The organism is Phytobacter sp. SCO41 (assembly GCF_003073275.1).
GTDB classification, from domain to species: Bacteria; Pseudomonadota; Gammaproteobacteria; order Enterobacterales; family Enterobacteriaceae; genus Phytobacter; species Phytobacter diazotrophicus.
In genome coordinates this window covers 1-15,313 of the sequence record NZ_CP027225.1, presented here as the reverse complement: position 1 = coordinate 15,313, position 15,313 = coordinate 1, and the positions used below count along the sequence as shown (strand labels likewise).

Below are 15,313 nucleotides of genomic sequence, written 5' to 3'. Positions count from 1 at the left end.
GATTAACCTACCCGTTTTACGTCGCCGACCAGCAGGATGTAGGAGAGTGCGCCAATCAGCGCCACCACGGAGATATACACCAGCGCCGGGGCAAAACCGTAGCTCTGTGCCAGATAACCAATCACCAGCGGCACGGTGATACCGCCCAGACCGCCGACAAAGTTAAAGACGCCACCCGTCAGCCCGATAAGACGCATCGGCGCAAGGGAGGAGACCAGCGACCAGGTGATAGAGGCGAAGCCGTTGCCAAAGAACGCGATGGCCATCAGCGTCATGATCCACACCGGGTCATTGGTGTAGTTAGCGCCCATAATGCAGGTGGAGATCAGCAGGCCGCAGATAATGGGCGTTTTACGCGCCGCGCCAAGGGAGAAGCCTTTGCGCACAAGCCTGTCCGCCAGCCAGCCAGAGAGCAGCACGCCAAAGAACGCGGCGAGGAACGGTACCGTGGTCATAAACCCGGCTTTCAGCGCGGTGATACCTTTTTCCTGGGTCAGATAGTTCGGAAACCAGGTCAGGAAGAACCACAGCGTAGAGGTGACGGCGAACTGTCCCAGGTAAACGCCGACCAGTTTACGGTGGAACACCAGTTTCCAGTCGGCTTTGGTGAGCGGCTGGCGCGCCTCTTTGGTCACAGGCGCATCGCCGTCTACCAGACCACCGCCTTCGCGAATGTATTCCAGCTCTTCATGGGTGACGCTTTTAGTCAGACGCGGCGGCTGATAGACCTTAAACCAGATTAGCGACCAGATGATGCCAATCCCGCCGGTAACGATAAATACCCAGTGCCAGCTCAACAGTTCCTGAATCCAGATAAGCAGTGGGGTAAGAAATGCCAGGCCGACAAACTGACCGGAGGTATAAAAGCCCACGGCGGAAGCGCGTTCGTGTTCCGGGAACCAGCTTGTCACCATGCGGTTATTGGTCGGAAAGGCGGGCGCTTCAAAAATCCCGGTGATGGCGCGCAGACCAATCAGCGACATTAATCCTGTCGCAAAGCCCTGGAACAGGGTCGCCACCGACCAGCCAAAGATGGCGATAAAATAAGTAAGGCGAGAGCCGACCCGGTCGAGGAACCAACCGCCGGGGATCTGACACAAGGTATAAAGCCAGGCAAAGGCAGAAAAGACATAGCCCATTTCCGCTTTGGTAATACCGAACTCTTGCTGAATATGCGCGGAGGCCACCGCGAGGTTGGCCCTGTCGACATAACAAATAACAACCGTAATAAAGATCATCACTAGCGTCAGATAACGCCGACGACCGACTTTTGCAGCAGTAACTGAAATATCCATCGCAATCTGTCTCCAGATTTTGGGCATAGCGAGGCCGCTCACCATGCCCGGTAATTTACAGAGGGTGTTTGAATTTATTTATTAATTAAAATGCTACACGTAATGCGCTAATTAATTCGTGCTGGGGGAAAACGCAGCCAACGCGCCACCAGTGCAAAGTATGAAGCGCATTTACCATTCGGCGACGGTGCCGTCTTCATTCCGCCAAACCGGATTACGCCAGTCCGGCGCATTCTGACTTAACGCAATGACTTTCTCTTCATCAATATCCACACCCAGCCCTGGTTTCATTAATGGTTTAAAGAAACCACCTTCCATATTGAAATCTTCTTTATTTTTCACGAAGTCGAGCAATTCAGCGCCTTTATTGTAGTGAATGCCCATACTTTGCTCCTGGAATACCGCATTGTGGGAAACGAAATCCACGTGCAGACAGGCCGCCAGCGCCACCGGGCCGAGCGGGCAGTGCGGTGCCAGAGCCACATCATAGGCTTCGGCCATTCCGGCAATTTTATAGCACTCGGTAATCCCGCCAGCGTGGGATAAATCCGGCTGCAATATAGAAATACCACCGCCTTCCAGCACGCGTTTAAATTCAAAACGCGAGAACATACGTTCGCCTGCGGCAATCGGAATATGCGTTTGCGCCGCCAGTCGCGGATAATATTCCGCCTGCTCCGCCAGCACCGGTTCTTCAATAAATAACGGGCGATACTGCTCGAGTTCTTTAATTAATACTTTTGCCATTGGCGCACTGACACGACCATGGAAATCGAGACCGAATTCAATTTGATTGCCAAAGGCTTCACGAATTTGCGCCACGGTATTCACGGCGGCATCTACCGCGCGGGAATTATCAATCACGCCCATCTCTTCGCAACCGTTCAGCTTAAAGGTATCGAAACCGATATTGCGCAGGGTTTTAATGCCGTCGATCACTTCCGCCGGGCGGTCACCGCCGACCCAGCTATACGCTTTGATTTTGTCACGCACCAGGCCGCCCATCAGTTGCCAGACCGGCGCGTTATGGACTTTGCCTTTGATATCCCACAGCGCCTGGTCAATACCGGCAATCGCGCTCATCAGAATCGGACCGCCGCGGTAAAAACCGGCGCGGTACATTACCTGCCATAAGTCATTGATGCGCGCCGGGTCCTGGCCAATCAGATAATCACTCAGTTCATGAACTGCCGCTTCTACCGTGCGGGCACGACCTTCTATGACCGGCTCTCCCCAGCCAACCACCCCTTCGTCGGTCTCGATTTTCAGGAACATCCAGCGCGGGGGTAAACGGTAAGTGGTGAGTTTCGTTATTTTCATTTCACTGCCTCTCGATACGCGTTAACAAATGCGGTTGCCTGCTGCACGGTGCGTTCCACGGGCTGCCCGGCACGATACAAATCGCTGCCCAGCCCTGCCCCCACGCAGCCAGCTTTAATCCATTGCGCCAGGTTGTCTGGCGTCACCCCACCCACGGCAAAGACCGGTACGTCCGATGGCAAGACCGCTTTCAACGCTTTGATATAGTCCGGACCAAAGGCCGAAGAGGGGAAAATTTTCAGCGCCTGCGCACCCGCATCAAGCGCGGTAAAAGCTTCGCTGGCAGTCGCACAGCCCGGGCAGACCGTCATGCCGTAGCTCACCGCGCGGCGAATAACCTCAGGCTGAATATTGGGAGTGACAATCAGTTTGCAGCCCATCTCAGCCAGTTGGTCAACCTGCTCCGGCTTAAGGACGGTACCCGCGCCGATCAGCGCCTTGTCGCCATACGCCGCGACGATGGCCGGAATGCTTTTTTCCCATTGCGGCGAGTTGAGCGGGATCTCTACCGCATCGAATCCCGCGTCAATGACCGCGCCGACATGCGCCAGCGCTTCATCGGGGGTAACGCCACGTAATATTGCGATGAGCGGAAGGTTAGTTTGCCACTGCATGAGCGATGCTCCTTATTCCTGTCTGAAATGCGGTGTCGCCAGAAATGACCACAGCTTTGCGGCCAATCGCCTCCAGCGCCTGTTGATAGCGGCCGGACAGTGCCTTTCCCGCAACGATGGTGACCTGATGATCGATAACGTACTCAGCCATGCTGGCGACTTCGGCGCCAATCAGCAGGCCCGATAAAAACTCGCTAACCTGTTCGCGCGGCAGATTGCCCAGCACATGAGCAGCACGGACCTCGAACAGTTGCGGCAGAATGGCGGGGGTAGCGAGGCCGCGTTCAAGCCCGGATGTAAAAGCCGCCGATGACGGTTCTTGCTCGGGCAAGCCCGCCCCCACCAGCGAATGGCGCAGCAATAGATGGTGCAATTCACCGGTCATCACGGTGCGAAAATCATGGATTTGCTGTGCATCTGCGCGTACCCATTTGCAGTGGGTGCCCGGCATGACATAAACAGAAGAGGGAGAAAGTTCGCGAGCACCCAGCAGTTGCGTCTCTTCGCCACGCATCACGTTGTGGTTATCGTCACGAGAAACGCACAGGCCGGGAATAATCCAGACATTGTCGCCAACGGCAGTCAACTGCTCGCCAATGGCGGAGAAAAAGGCAGGAACGGGTAAGTATGGCGCCACTTTCCAGCCGACATTGCTGCCCACCATGCCTGCCATCACGACGGGCGTTTTTTCATCGCGCCAGCCGTGGGTAATTTCTGCTAACACCGCTTGTGGGGATTTGCCATTCAGGCGCGTAACACCGGCTTCTGATTGCCTGCTCTCCAGGCATTCCGCCCCCTGATAAAGCCAGGCGCGTAAGTTGGTCGACCCCCAGTCAATTGCGATGTAGCGAGATGTCATGTGATTTCCTTAAGCCTTCGGGTAGAGCTGGCGATCATGGTGAGCGCCGCCTGCTCTGCTGCATCGCCGTCCTGATGCCGTATTGCATCGAACAGCGCCTTATGTTCCTGGAGCGTTTTTGGCATGTTGGCTTCATCGCCCATCCAGGTTCGTTCAAATACCGCTCTTTGAAGCGAGCTGATCGCCACGGTCAGTTGCTGTAACACCGGGTTATGTACCGACTCCAGCACCGCTTCGTGATAACGAATATCCGCCTCATTGAAGGCATCGCGATTCTGATTGTTCGCAATCATGTCGTTGAGCGCCGCCTCGATTTGCGCCAGATCGCTTGAGGTAGCGCGCTCCGCCGCCCAGCGGGCAATGGCAGGCTCTACCAGATTTCGCACCTCGCTCATCGCGCTGATGAGCCGCGGGTCATAGTCATTTTCCAGTACCCACTGCAGTACTTCGGTATCGAGGTAATTCCACTGATTACGCGGTGCTACAAACGCACCGCGATAGCGTTTTATCTCGATGAGCCTCTTCGCCATTAAGGAGCGAAAGACTTCGCGAATGATGTTGCGCGAGGTTTCAAACTCCTCGCAGAGTTCTGCTTCTGACGGAAGCGCTGAGCCGGGGACATATTTCCCGCTCACAATCTGGTGCCCTAACGTGATGACGATACGGTCGGTTTTGGTGAGAGTCATGGCATGCCCTTATTCACTGTGTATGCATACCTACTTTACCTCGACCGGCGATTTTCACCTCATCCTTGCAGTACAAACAGAGCGTACTTTTCTTTTGCTTGAGCTGAATGTAGTACAATCATTCATTGTTGTACTACAATTTAGATCGCAAAATGAACGACAGATCACAAAATTAACCCCCTTCACTTCACCGTAACTTCACCCGAGCCGCTTATCGTCCTTATCAACATGAGGAGGGGATATGCAGCATTTTGATGTGGCGATTATTGGTCTGGGGCCTGCGGGAGCGGCGCTGGCGCGGCAGTTAGCAGGCGGGATGAGCGTGCTGGCGTTAGATAAAAAACAGCAGCAGGGTACGGGCGGATTTATGAAGCCGTGTGGCGGATTGCTGGCCCCGGACGCGCAACGTTCGTTTATCCGTGTCGGGATTACGCTGCCGGTGCAGGTGATGGCCGATCCGCAAATTTTCAGCGTACAAACGCTGGATATGCAAACGGGGATAACGCGTAACTATCAACGCAGTTACGTTAATATCGACCGACACGCCTTTGATTTATGGATGAAATCATTAATCCCCGCTTCGGTCACCGTTCACCACGACGCCTTGTGCAAGAAGGTCTGCCGACAGGATAACCGCTGGCATTTGATGTATGCGGTTGACGGTAAAACCCATGAAGCAACGGCAGATTACCTGGTGGGCGGCGATGGTGCGAACTCGATGGTGCGGCGATTGCTATATCCCGATCATGAGATCCGCAAGTACGTCTCGCTGCAGCAGTGGTTCAAAGACCGTCACCCGTCGCCGTTCTATTCCTGCGTGTTTGATAATGAGACAACCGATTGTTATTCATGGAGTATCTGCAAAGACGGTTATTTCATTTTCGGTGGGGCTTTTTCCATGAAGGATGGCAGGGAGAATTTTAGCCGCCTCAAGCAGCGCCTTGAACCGTTCGATTTCCGCTTTGGCGACGCGGTGAAAACAGAGAAATGCACAGTGCTGTGCCCGTCCCGCTGGGCGGATTTTGTCTGCGGAAAAGAGAATGCGTTTCTGATTGGCGAAGCGGCGGGGTTTATCAGCGCCAGTTCGCTGGAAGGCATAAGCTATGCACTGGATAGCGCGGAAATCCTGGCAGGGGTGTTGCGCGAAGAAACAAAAAACCTCAACGCGGCATACTGGAAGAAAACGCGTCGATTACGCATGAAGTTGCTGGGAAAAATCATCAAAAACCGCTGCCTGACGACGCCCTGGATACGCAGTCTGATCATGAAAAGTGGGATTGGTCATATCCCGGTGCAGCAGCAGACGCCTACGCAGGCAAGGGCATAATCGCCCCTGCCTGGCGGCAGATTAATTCAGTACAAACTTCTCAATGGCATACGCTACGCCATCTTCAAGGTTGGATTTGGTGACAAAGTTGGCCACTTCTTTCACCGACGGAATGGCGTTCCCCATTGCCACACCTACACCCGCATACTCGATCATGGCGATGTCGTTTTCCTGATCGCCAAGGGTCATGATCTCTTCGGGTTTGATGCCCAGAACGTCGGCCAGGGATTTCACCCCAGTCCCTTTATTGACGCGCTTATCGAGCATTTCGAGGAAGTACGGCGCGCTTTTCAGCACGGTGTATTTCTCTTTCACTTCTGCCGGGATACGGGCAATGGCTTTATCGAGGATTTCCGGCTCATCAATCATCATCACCTTGAGGAACTGGGTGTTCGGATCCATGTTTTCCGGCTCGCAGAAGACCAGCGGAATAGTGGCGACATAGGATTCGTGAACCGTGTAGTAGCTGATATCGCGGTTGGCGGTGTAGAGCGTATTGCGGTCAAGCGCATGAAAGTGCGAACCAACGTCACGAGACAGTTTTTCCAGATAGCGGTAATCGTCATAGCTCAGCGCCGTTTGCGTCACCGTGCTGCCGTCATGGGCGTTTTGCACCAGCGCGCCGTTATAAGTGATGCAGTAATCACCTTCCCGTTCCATGTGCAGCTCTTTGACGTAGGCATGAACCCCGGCGTAAGGGCGGCCTGTCGTCAGCACCACTTTCACTCCACGTTCGCGTGCAGCCGCAATGGCGTTTTTAACCGCTGGCGAGATGGTGTGGTCCGGCAACAACAGCGTTCCGTCCATGTCGATTGCAATAAGTTTGATAGCCATGAGTTCCCCGGGATAAATGAGTGCTGCCTCATGCTAACGCGATTTAGCCCACAAAAATAGAGCTACATTGCGCAACAAAAGCACCCCTTTTACACCTACCCCAGGGAGCAACGGCTTACTCGCGGGTGAGAACTATTTTGCCAAACGCACCACGGTCAAGGTGTTCAAGCGCCCTTTCAAGCTCGTTAAAGTGGTAACGGTGCTCAATAACAGGTTTCAGTCCGTTGACATCAACAGCGCGCACAAGATCTTCCAGCGCACGACGGTGACCGACACCAATCCCCTGAACCACAGGCGATTTCAGCAACAGCTCGCTGGCAGAGAGCGATATTTCATTTCCGGCCAGCACACCAATGACCGAGATTCGCCCATGAACCGCTACGGCTCGCAGGGAATGCTTCAGATTTTCCCCGCCCACGGTTTCAATAATATGGTCAATACCGCGATCGTCGGTCAGCGTAAGAATCGCCTCTGCCCAGTCACCTTTTAGCCGGTTAACCCCCTGATAAGCCCCCAGCTTTTTGGCCTGCGCCAGTTTTTCATCACTGCCGGACGTGACAAACACGTGCGCACCATGCGCTTTAGCGATTTGCAGCGCGAATATCGCCACACCGCCCGTCCCCTGCACCAACACCGACTGACCGGCCCGTAAATTTCCCCGCTCCACCAGCGCGAACCAGGCCGTTAACCCCGCACAAGGCAAGGTGCTGGCCTCTGCGTCATCCAGAGTTTCCGGGGCGGCAACCAGCCAGTTTTCGTTCATAATCACGTACTCAGCCAGCATGCCCTGGAAGTAACCGCCAAGGGTTCGGTAGGGCAAATGGCGTGCGTCCGCTTTTGGCTTGCCGTCGATCCACTCCGGGAAGAAGCTGGAGATGACGCGTGCCCCGGATTTGAAACGTGTGACACCCTCGCCCGTACTGTCCACGACGCCCGCCATGTCAGAAGCCGGCGTAAAGGGGAAGGAGCGCGAAATTGGCATGTTGCCTTCAATGACCATTTTATCGCGATAGTTGAGCGCAACGGCATTCACCCGTACACGGACTTCACCGGGGCCAGGTTGCGGAAGAGGTACCTCGGTAAGTCTGAGGTTTTCGCGCCCGAGGGCGTCCATTGACCAGCGTTGTATCGTCTCTGTCATCGTATTTCTCCTGCCATCAAATGAGTTTCAGTATCGACAGTCTATCGTTGACTCGGTGTCGCCAGTGGCGATAAGTTTTCTCTTTATTGACGCCATAATGGATACAATTGATGAGCGATACGCTAAAGGACATTCCGGTTTTCGTGGCGGCCGTTGAAGCGGGCAGTTTTGCTCAGGCCGCTGTCCGTCTGCATTTATCGCGCTCGGCAGTGGGAAAAAGTATCGCCCGGCTTGAACAACGGCTGGGGGTGCGTCTGTTTCAGCGCACCACCCGCAGCCAGCGGCTGACCGATAACGGCGCGCTTTTTTATGAGCGTTGCCTGCGCGCACTGGAGGAGATCCGTAGTGCAGAATCGCTACTGGAAACAGGGAAGCAACAGGTGAGTGGCCGCCTGCGCGTAGCGATGCCGGTGCTCTTTGGTCGTCAGTGCGTCGCTCCGCTGCTGATCACGCTGGCGCAAGAGCATCCGGGGCTTGAGCTGGAAATGTCATTCAGCGACAGGGTGGTGGATCTCGTGGAGGAAGGATTCGATATGGCGGTGCGTAACGGCACACTGGCAGACAGCACCGTGCTGGCCGCCAGAAGGCTGGGCGAGCACCAAATGGTTCTGTGCGCCGCGCCGGATTATCTGAGGGAAAAAGGCCATCCTGAAACCGTTGCCGATTTACGTCAGCATACGGCCATTAACTATCTGCAGGCAGGCAGAATTTTACCCTGGCAGCTTGCGGACAACGAAGGAAAACCGCAAACCCTTGTTCTGCGATCATCACTCAATATGGATGATTTACAGGCGATCTGCGACGCAGCAATAGCCGGACACGGTATTGCATGGTTGCCCTGCTGGATGGCAAGCAAAGAGATTCAAAATGGAAAACTCGCCCTGCTTTTCAGGCAGGCGCCGAATGTACGCTTTGACGTTCATGCAGTCTGGCAGAAGACGCCGCACCTGCCGCTGAGGGTGAGAATTGCCATAGACACACTGGTGAGCCGCTTACCGGCGGCGATGTCGCTGGATTTTCCGGATCCTATAAAAAAGCCGCGCTAATAGCGCGGCTCAGATATAGCTGTATAACGATAATTAAATATCGATATTCGCCGCTTTCAGGGCGTTCTCTTCGATAAAGGCACGGCGCGGTTCAACGGCATCACCCATCAGGGTGGTGAACAACTGGTCGGCGGCAATCGCATCTTTAACGGTCACGCGCAGCATGCGGCGGCTTTCCGGATCCATGGTGGTTTCCCACAGCTGATCCGGGTTCATCTCGCCCAGACCTTTATAACGCTGGATAGCAAGACCACGACGGGACTCTTTAACCAGCCAGTCCAGCGCCTGCTCAAAGCTGGCGATCGGCTGCTTACGCTCACCGCGTTCGATAAACGCATCGTCTTCGATCAGACCACGCAGTTTTTCACCGAGCGTGCAGAGACGGCGATATTCGCCCCCGGCGATAAATTCATTATCCAGCGGATAATCCGTATCGACACCGTGGGTACGCACGCGAATAATCGGCTCGAAATGGTTCAGTTCCGCATTTTCGCGAATATCGAACTTCCAGGTGCTACCGTGCTGCTCTTTCTCGTTCAGCTCGGTGACCAGCGCATTTACCCAGCGGGTGACGGCCTGCTCGTTGCCCAGATCGGCTTCGGCCAGCGTCGGCTGATACACCAGCTCTTTCAGCAGTGCGCGCGGGAAGCGACGTTCCATACGGCCAATCATCTTCTGCGCGGCATTGTATTCAGAGACCAGTTTTTCCAGCGCTTCACCGGCCAGAGCTGGTGCGCCTTCGGTCGTGTGCAGAGTTGCACCGTCCAGAGCGATAGCGATTTGATACTGATCCATCGCCTCATCGTCTTTAATGTACTGTTCCTGTTTGCCTTTTTTCACTTTGTACAGCGGTGGCTGGGCAATGTAGACATGGCCACGCTCAATGATTTCCGGCATCTGACGATAGAAGAAGGTCAACAGCAGCGTACGGATGTGCGAGCCGTCGACGTCCGCATCGGTCATGATAATGATGCTGTGATAACGCAATTTGTCCGGGTTGTACTCGTCGCGACCGATACCGCAGCCGAGCGCGGTGATGAGCGTCGCCACTTCCTGAGAAGAGAGCATCTTGTCGAAGCGCGCCTTCTCAACGTTAAGGATTTTACCTTTCAGCGGCAGAATCGCCTGGTTCTTACGGTTACGCCCCTGCTTCGCAGAGCCGCCCGCGGAGTCCCCTTCCACCAGGTACAGCTCAGACAGCGCCGGGTCGCGTTCCTGACAGTCCGCCAGTTTGCCCGGCAGGCCCGCTAAGTCGAGTGCGCCTTTACGGCGGGTCATTTCACGGGCTTTACGCGCCGCTTCACGGGCACGCGCCGCATCAATAATTTTGCCGACCACGATTTTCGCATCGGACGGATTTTCCAGCAGGTATTCAGCCAGCAGTTCGTTCATCTGCTGTTCAACCGCCGATTTCACCTCAGAGGAGACCAGTTTGTCTTTGGTCTGCGAGGAGAACTTCGGATCCGGCACCTTCACGGAAACGACCGCAATCAGGCCTTCACGGGCATCGTCACCGGTGGCGCTGACTTTTGCTTTTTTGCTGTAGCCTTCTTTATCCATATAGGCGTTCAGGGTACGGGTCATCGCCGCACGGAAGCCTGCAAGGTGGGTACCGCCGTCGCGCTGCGGAATGTTGTTGGTAAAGCAGTAGATGTTTTCCTGGAAACCATCGTTCCACTGCAGCGCTACTTCGACGCCGATACCGTCTTTTTCGGTGGAGAAATAGAAGACATTCGGGTGAATTGGCGTTTTGTTCTTATTGAGATACTCAACAAATGCCTTGATACCGCCTTCATAGTGGAAATGGTCTTCTTTGCCGTCGCGCTTGTCTTTCAGGCGGATGGATACGCCAGAGTTCAGGAAGGACAGCTCGCGCAGACGTTTCGCCAGAATTTCATACTCAAATTCGGTGACGTTGGTGAAGGTTTCATAGCTCGGCCAGAAACGCACCATGGTACCGGTTTTTTCTGTATCACCGGTCACGGCCAGCGGCGCCTGCGGCACACCGTGTTCGTAGATCTGACGGTGAACTTTATTATCACGCTGGATAACCAGCTCCAGTTTCTGCGACAGGGCGTTTACAACCGAAACGCCTACGCCGTGCAGACCACCGGACACTTTATAGGAGTTATCATCGAACTTACCGCCCGCGTGCAGCACGGTCATGATGACTTCGGCTGCTGAGACACCCTCTTCCGGGTGAATACCGGTTGGGATCCCACGACCATCATCCTGTACGGAGACGGAGTTATCGCTGTGGATCGTGACAACGATGTCTTTACAGTAACCTGCGAGCGCTTCGTCGATAGCGTTATCTACCACCTCGAATACCATGTGGTGCAGACCGGTGCCGTCATCCGTATCGCCGATATACATACCCGGGCGCTTACGCACCGCATCCAGCCCTTTCAGGACTTTGATACTGGAGGAGTCATAAGAATTCGACATCAACGTTTCTCGCTCATTTTGTCTTGGGTTAATCCGTTATTTTACCCTTTTCCACGGTGAACATCTTCGAATTTTTGTCCGACATGTCCAGTACGTGTTCAGCGCTGATGGCGCTGACGAAAACTTGTGATTGCGTGGCTTTTAAGCGGCTGGCAAGCAGTCCGCGACGCGCATCATCCAGCTCCGAGGCAAAATCATCTATCAGGTACAAACAGCGGCGACCGCTCTCGCGGGTTAAAAACTCCCCCTGCGCCAGACGTAGCGCACACATCAGGAGTTTTAGCTGCCCACGGGAAAGCGTATCTTCCACCGGCGCGCCGTCGGCACGTATACGGAAATCCGCTTTGTGCGGGCCGTGTGCGGTGTAAGTCAGCAGGCGATCGCGTTCGAAGTTCTTCTCCAGCACCTCGGCATAATCCGTCTCTTTCTCCCAGCCGCGCTGGAAAGAAAAGGTCAGAGAGAACTCCGGTAAAAATTGTTTGCAGGTGTCGGCCATATCTTCGGCGATACCGGCACTGTATTCGGCACGCCACAGGCTGATTTGTTCCGCCAGCGGAATCAGTTCTTTATCCCACGGGCGCAACTGGCCGTAGTGGCTTACCTGCCGTAGCGCGGCATTACGCTGTTTGAGCAGCCGCTTAAGGTTGCTCCAGGCGGTAAAGAAACCGGCTTCGTTGTGGAAGCATCCCCAATCAAGGAACGCTCTTCTGTATTTGGGGCCGCCGTTGAGTAATGTAAACCCCTCAGGCGTAATCAACTGCATTGGCATCAGCAGCGCCAGTTCCGCCACCTTGTGGCCATCCGTTCCGTCGATACGCACGGTGCTGTCGCCTTGTTTGTCTTTCGTCAGACCAATGGCGATTTCCCGCTCCGCCTCCTGCAAACGCCCGTGCAGAATAAATGACTCCTGCTCATGGCGAATGACGCGGCCAATTTGCAAACTGCGAAACGCCCGGCCATGACCAAGCGTATAGATAGCTTCCAGCACGCTGGTTTTGCCGCTGCCGTTCGCGCCAACCAGGAAGTTAAAGCCGGGAGATAAGGCGAGATCCGCATTTTCAATATTGCGGAAGTCTTTGATTAGGAGTCGGGATAGCGACATATCAGCTCATAACCAGGGCGTTATCGGCGCAGTTAGTCTGGTTACGGCCAGCGCGCAGCAACCGGAGCGTACTAAGGTACGTGAAGATTGCGAGCACTGCCCGGAGCCAGAATAACAAGCAAGATAGCCCGATATTTTCTACAGCCTCATGGGCATGACGACGTAAGCTGCGGATTGCGAAGCCGCATCCTCAATCTGCACGCTCGAAACGGAATCCGTCAGCATAATACGCACATTTTCGCACTTCAGCGCATTAAGTACGTCCAGCACATAACTAACGTTAAAACCAATCTCCATTTCGCTACCGGAGTAGGTCACATCCAGTATCTCTTCCGCTTCTTCCTGTTCCGGGTTGTTAGCGGTGATTTTCAACTGGTTTTCGCTGACATACAGACGCACGCCGCGGAATTTCTCGTTCGAGAGAATGGCGGCACGGGCAAAAGCCTGCTTAAGAATGTCGCAACCCGCATCCAGATGTTTGTCCGGGTTTTTCGGTAATACGCGGCGATAATCCGGGAAACGACCGTCAACCAGCTTCGATGTGAAGATAAAATCACCAACATGCGCACGGATGTTGTTGCTGCCGATCTGCACGGTCAGCGGGTTGTCCCCGCCGTCGAGCATACGCATCAACTCAATCACCCCTTTACGCGGCACGATCACCGAATGGTTTGGCAAACTCACACCGACAGGCATAGAGCAGACCGCCAGGCGGTGGCCGTCCGTTGCCACGGTACGCAGCTCTTCACCTTCGGTCTCAAACAGCATGCCGTTTAAGTAGTAACGCACATCCTGATGCGCCATCGAGAACTGGGTGGCTTCAATCAGACGTTTCATCGTGGCCTGCGGCAGAGTGAACTCCACCTCGCTTTGCCAGTCATCCAGATTCGGGAAATCGGCGGCAGGCAGCGTGGAAAGGGAGAAGCGGCTGCGACCAGAACGCACCAGCATACGCTCGCCTTCGAGCTGGACGGCGATTTCCGCGCCTTCCGGCAAGCCACGGCAGATATCAAAGAATTTCCGCGCCGGGACGGTAGTCGCGCCGGGCTCATGCGGCTGGACGAGCGCAACACGGGCCACCATTTCCATTTCAAGATCGGTACCGGTCAGCGAAAGCGTACCGTCTGCAACCTGAAGCAGCAGATTACCGAGAATGGGCAACGTCGGGCGACCGCCCAGCGGGCCGCTAACTTGTTGCAGCGGCTTTAAAAGGTGTTCACGTTCAACGGTAAATTTCATAGCGTCACGACGATAATGTTCTGATTAAATTGGAAAAATCTTCTTTGATATCGTGGCTCTCTTCACGCAACTGCTCAATCTTGCGGCAGGCGTGTAGCACGGTAGTATGGTCACGGCCACCAAACGCATCGCCAATTTCCGGCAGACTGTGGTTGGTGAGCTCTTTCGCCAGCGCCATCGCCATCTGGCGCGGACGCGCGACTGAACGGGAGCGACGCTTCGACAGCAGGTCCGCGACCTTAATCTTGTAATACTCTGCCACCGTCTTCTGAATATTGTCGATGGTGACCAGTTTTTCCTGCAGCGCCAGCAAATCACGCAGCGCTTCACGCACGAAATCGATAGTAATCGCCCGGCCCGTAAAGTTGGCATTGGCAATCACGCGGTTCAGTGCCCCTTCCAGTTCACGCACGTTAGAGCGTAAACGCTTGGCAATAAAGAAGGCCACTTCACCCGGCAGACGAATGTCATTCTCGTCGGCCTTTTTCATCAGGATCGCAACGCGGGTTTCCAGTTCAGGCGGCTCGATCGCGACCGTAAGCCCCCAACCGAAGCGGGATTTAAGACGATCTTCAACGCCATTGATCTCTTTAGGATAACGATCCGACGTCAGGATGATCTGTTGATTCCCTTCCAGCAGCGCGTTAAACGTGTGGAAAAACTCTTCCTGCGATCGTTCTTTATTGGCAAAGAACTGGATGTCATCGATAAGCAATGCGTCAACGGATCGGTAGTAGCGTTTAAACTCTTCGATCGCATTGTTTTGCAGGGCTTTTACCATGTCCTGGACAAAACGCTCGGAGTGCATATACACCACTTTGGCGTTGGGTTTACGCGCCATGATGCCATTACCCACCGCGTGCAACAGGTGAGTTTTACCCAAACCCGTTCCACCATAAAGGAATAGTGGATTGTAGGCACCGCCTGGGTTATCCGCCACCTGGCGCGCCGCCGCGCGCGCCAATTGGTTCGACTTACCTTCGACGAAGTTATCAAAGGTGTGTTTAAGGTTAACGTTGGAGCGGTAGGTCGGTTCCGCCGGTGCGGGAACGTTGTCCCAGCCAGGGCGCACTGCCGGCGCAGCGCGCTGCGGCTGAACGTGAGTCGTCTGTACTGGCGCGGCGATATGAGCAGGTTCTCTGTGGACCTGCGTGACGGGCTTCGTACCGACCTCAAAGCGCAGTTGCGGGGCGTCCGCACCGCAGAAATCGTTCAGCAGCCCATTGATATTATTGAGATACTTGTCTCTTACCCAATCGAGCACAAAACGGTTTGGCGCATACAAAGCCAGCGTGTTATCGCTCAGTTCCGCCTGCAACGGGCGGATCCACATGCTGAATTCTGTGGCTGGTAACTCATCCTGCAATCGGGCAAGACACTGCTGCCAAAGCGAAAGTGACAC

At 54.7% G+C, this 15,313-nt stretch carries 13 protein-coding genes; 2 read left to right on the top strand and 11 right to left on the bottom strand.

Annotation, left to right across the window (positions count from 1 at the left end):
• Nucleotides 1–2: 2 nt before the first annotated feature.
• The 5 genes from C5523_RS00065 to dgoR form a co-directional block, all read right to left on the bottom strand.
• Complete coding sequence (locus tag C5523_RS00065; RefSeq protein ID WP_071845957.1) at nt 3–1,340, bottom strand: MFS transporter; 1,338 nt, start codon at nt 1,338–1,340, stop codon at nt 3–5.
• 126 nt (nt 1,341–1,466) lie between these two features.
• On the bottom strand, nt 1,467–2,615 hold the full coding sequence (gene dgoD / locus C5523_RS00060; protein WP_039080037.1) for a galactonate dehydratase: 1,149 nt from the start codon (nt 2,613–2,615) through the stop codon (nt 1,467–1,469).
• Complete coding sequence (locus C5523_RS00055; RefSeq protein WP_039080036.1) at nt 2,612–3,229, bottom strand: 2-dehydro-3-deoxy-6-phosphogalactonate aldolase; 618 nt, start codon at nt 3,227–3,229, stop codon at nt 2,612–2,614. Before C5523_RS00055 ends, dgoD begins: the two co-directional genes overlap by 4 nt.
• Entirely contained in the window at nt 3,213–4,088 is an 876-nt protein-coding gene (locus C5523_RS00050; protein ID WP_108700412.1) for a 2-dehydro-3-deoxygalactonokinase, read from the bottom strand. The genes C5523_RS00055 and C5523_RS00050 overlap by 17 nt, the downstream gene beginning before the upstream one ends.
• Nucleotides 4,085–4,774, bottom strand: a complete 690-nt coding sequence (gene dgoR / locus C5523_RS00045) for a D-galactonate utilization transcriptional regulator DgoR (protein ID WP_039080034.1) — start codon at nt 4,772–4,774, stop codon at nt 4,085–4,087. Before dgoR ends, C5523_RS00050 begins: the two co-directional genes overlap by 4 nt.
• A gap of 241 nt (nt 4,775–5,015) precedes the next feature.
• Here dgoR and C5523_RS00040 point away from each other — a divergent pair, with 241 nt between their 5' ends.
• Nucleotides 5,016–6,101 (top strand): FAD-binding protein, encoded by a 1,086-nt coding sequence (locus C5523_RS00040; RefSeq protein WP_108700411.1) that lies wholly within the window; start codon nt 5,016–5,018, stop codon nt 6,099–6,101.
• Nucleotides 6,102–6,122: 21 nt separating this feature from the next.
• Here the strand turns inward: C5523_RS00040 and yidA are convergent, their stop codons facing one another.
• On the bottom strand, nt 6,123–6,935 hold the full coding sequence (yidA, locus tag C5523_RS00035) for a sugar-phosphatase (protein WP_039080032.1): 813 nt from the start codon (nt 6,933–6,935) through the stop codon (nt 6,123–6,125).
• 115 nt (nt 6,936–7,050) lie between these two features.
• Nucleotides 7,051–8,076: an NAD(P)-dependent alcohol dehydrogenase gene (locus tag C5523_RS00030; RefSeq protein ID WP_071195133.1), complete on the bottom strand. Its 1,026-nt coding sequence runs from the start codon at nt 8,074–8,076 to the stop codon at nt 7,051–7,053.
• Nucleotides 8,077–8,186: 110 nt separating this feature from the next.
• Here C5523_RS00030 and C5523_RS00025 point away from each other — a divergent pair, with 110 nt between their 5' ends.
• Nucleotides 8,187–9,122, top strand: coding sequence for a LysR family transcriptional regulator (locus C5523_RS00025; protein WP_107222683.1), 936 nt, complete (start codon nt 8,187–8,189; stop codon nt 9,120–9,122).
• Nucleotides 9,123–9,155: 33 nt separating this feature from the next.
• On the opposite strand, the gene gyrB is transcribed toward C5523_RS00025, so the two are convergent.
• From gyrB to dnaA, 4 genes are all read right to left on the bottom strand, one after another.
• On the bottom strand, nt 9,156–11,570 hold the full coding sequence (gyrB, locus tag C5523_RS00020) for a DNA topoisomerase (ATP-hydrolyzing) subunit B (protein ID WP_039080029.1): 2,415 nt from the start codon (nt 11,568–11,570) through the stop codon (nt 9,156–9,158).
• 28 nt (nt 11,571–11,598) lie between these two features.
• A complete protein-coding gene (recF, locus tag C5523_RS00015) occupies nt 11,599–12,672 on the bottom strand; it encodes a DNA replication/repair protein RecF (RefSeq protein ID WP_039080028.1) in 1,074 nt (357 codons plus the stop codon).
• A 138-nt stretch (nt 12,673–12,810) separates the two neighbouring features.
• Nucleotides 12,811–13,911, bottom strand: a complete 1,101-nt coding sequence (gene dnaN / locus C5523_RS00010) for a DNA polymerase III subunit beta (RefSeq protein WP_039080027.1) — start codon at nt 13,909–13,911, stop codon at nt 12,811–12,813.
• Between the two features lie 4 nt (nt 13,912–13,915).
• A complete protein-coding gene (gene dnaA / locus C5523_RS00005; RefSeq protein ID WP_039080026.1) occupies nt 13,916–15,313 on the bottom strand; it encodes a chromosomal replication initiator protein DnaA in 1,398 nt (465 codons plus the stop codon).

Excerpts from the sequence above, each read along its gene's own strand:
- C5523_RS00065 (WP_071845957.1), bottom strand. The coding sequence starts at position 1,340 with ATGGTGAGCGGCCTCGCTATGCCCAAAATCTGGAGACAGATTGCGATG.
- dgoD (WP_039080037.1), bottom strand. The coding sequence starts at position 2,615 with ATGAAAATAACGAAACTCACCACTTACCGTTTACCCCCGCGCTGGATG.
- gyrB (WP_039080029.1), bottom strand. The coding sequence starts at position 11,570 with ATGTCGAATTCTTATGACTCCTCCAGTATCAAAGTCCTGAAAGGGCTG.
- yidA (WP_039080032.1), bottom strand. The coding sequence starts at position 6,935 with ATGGCTATCAAACTTATTGCAATCGACATGGACGGAACGCTGTTGTTG.
- C5523_RS00025 (WP_107222683.1), top strand. The coding sequence starts at position 8,187 with ATGAGCGATACGCTAAAGGACATTCCGGTTTTCGTGGCGGCCGTTGAA.
- C5523_RS00030 (WP_071195133.1), bottom strand. The coding sequence starts at position 8,076 with ATGACAGAGACGATACAACGCTGGTCAATGGACGCCCTCGGGCGCGAA.
- dgoR (WP_039080034.1), bottom strand. The coding sequence starts at position 4,774 with ATGACTCTCACCAAAACCGACCGTATCGTCATCACGTTAGGGCACCAG.
- dnaN (WP_039080027.1), bottom strand. The coding sequence starts at position 13,911 with ATGAAATTTACCGTTGAACGTGAACACCTTTTAAAGCCGCTGCAACAA.
- recF (WP_039080028.1), bottom strand. The coding sequence starts at position 12,672 with ATGTCGCTATCCCGACTCCTAATCAAAGACTTCCGCAATATTGAAAAT.
- C5523_RS00050 (WP_108700412.1), bottom strand. The coding sequence starts at position 4,088 with ATGACATCTCGCTACATCGCAATTGACTGGGGGTCGACCAACTTACGC.
- C5523_RS00040 (WP_108700411.1), top strand. The coding sequence starts at position 5,016 with ATGCAGCATTTTGATGTGGCGATTATTGGTCTGGGGCCTGCGGGAGCG.
- C5523_RS00055 (WP_039080036.1), bottom strand. The coding sequence starts at position 3,229 with ATGCAGTGGCAAACTAACCTTCCGCTCATCGCAATATTACGTGGCGTT.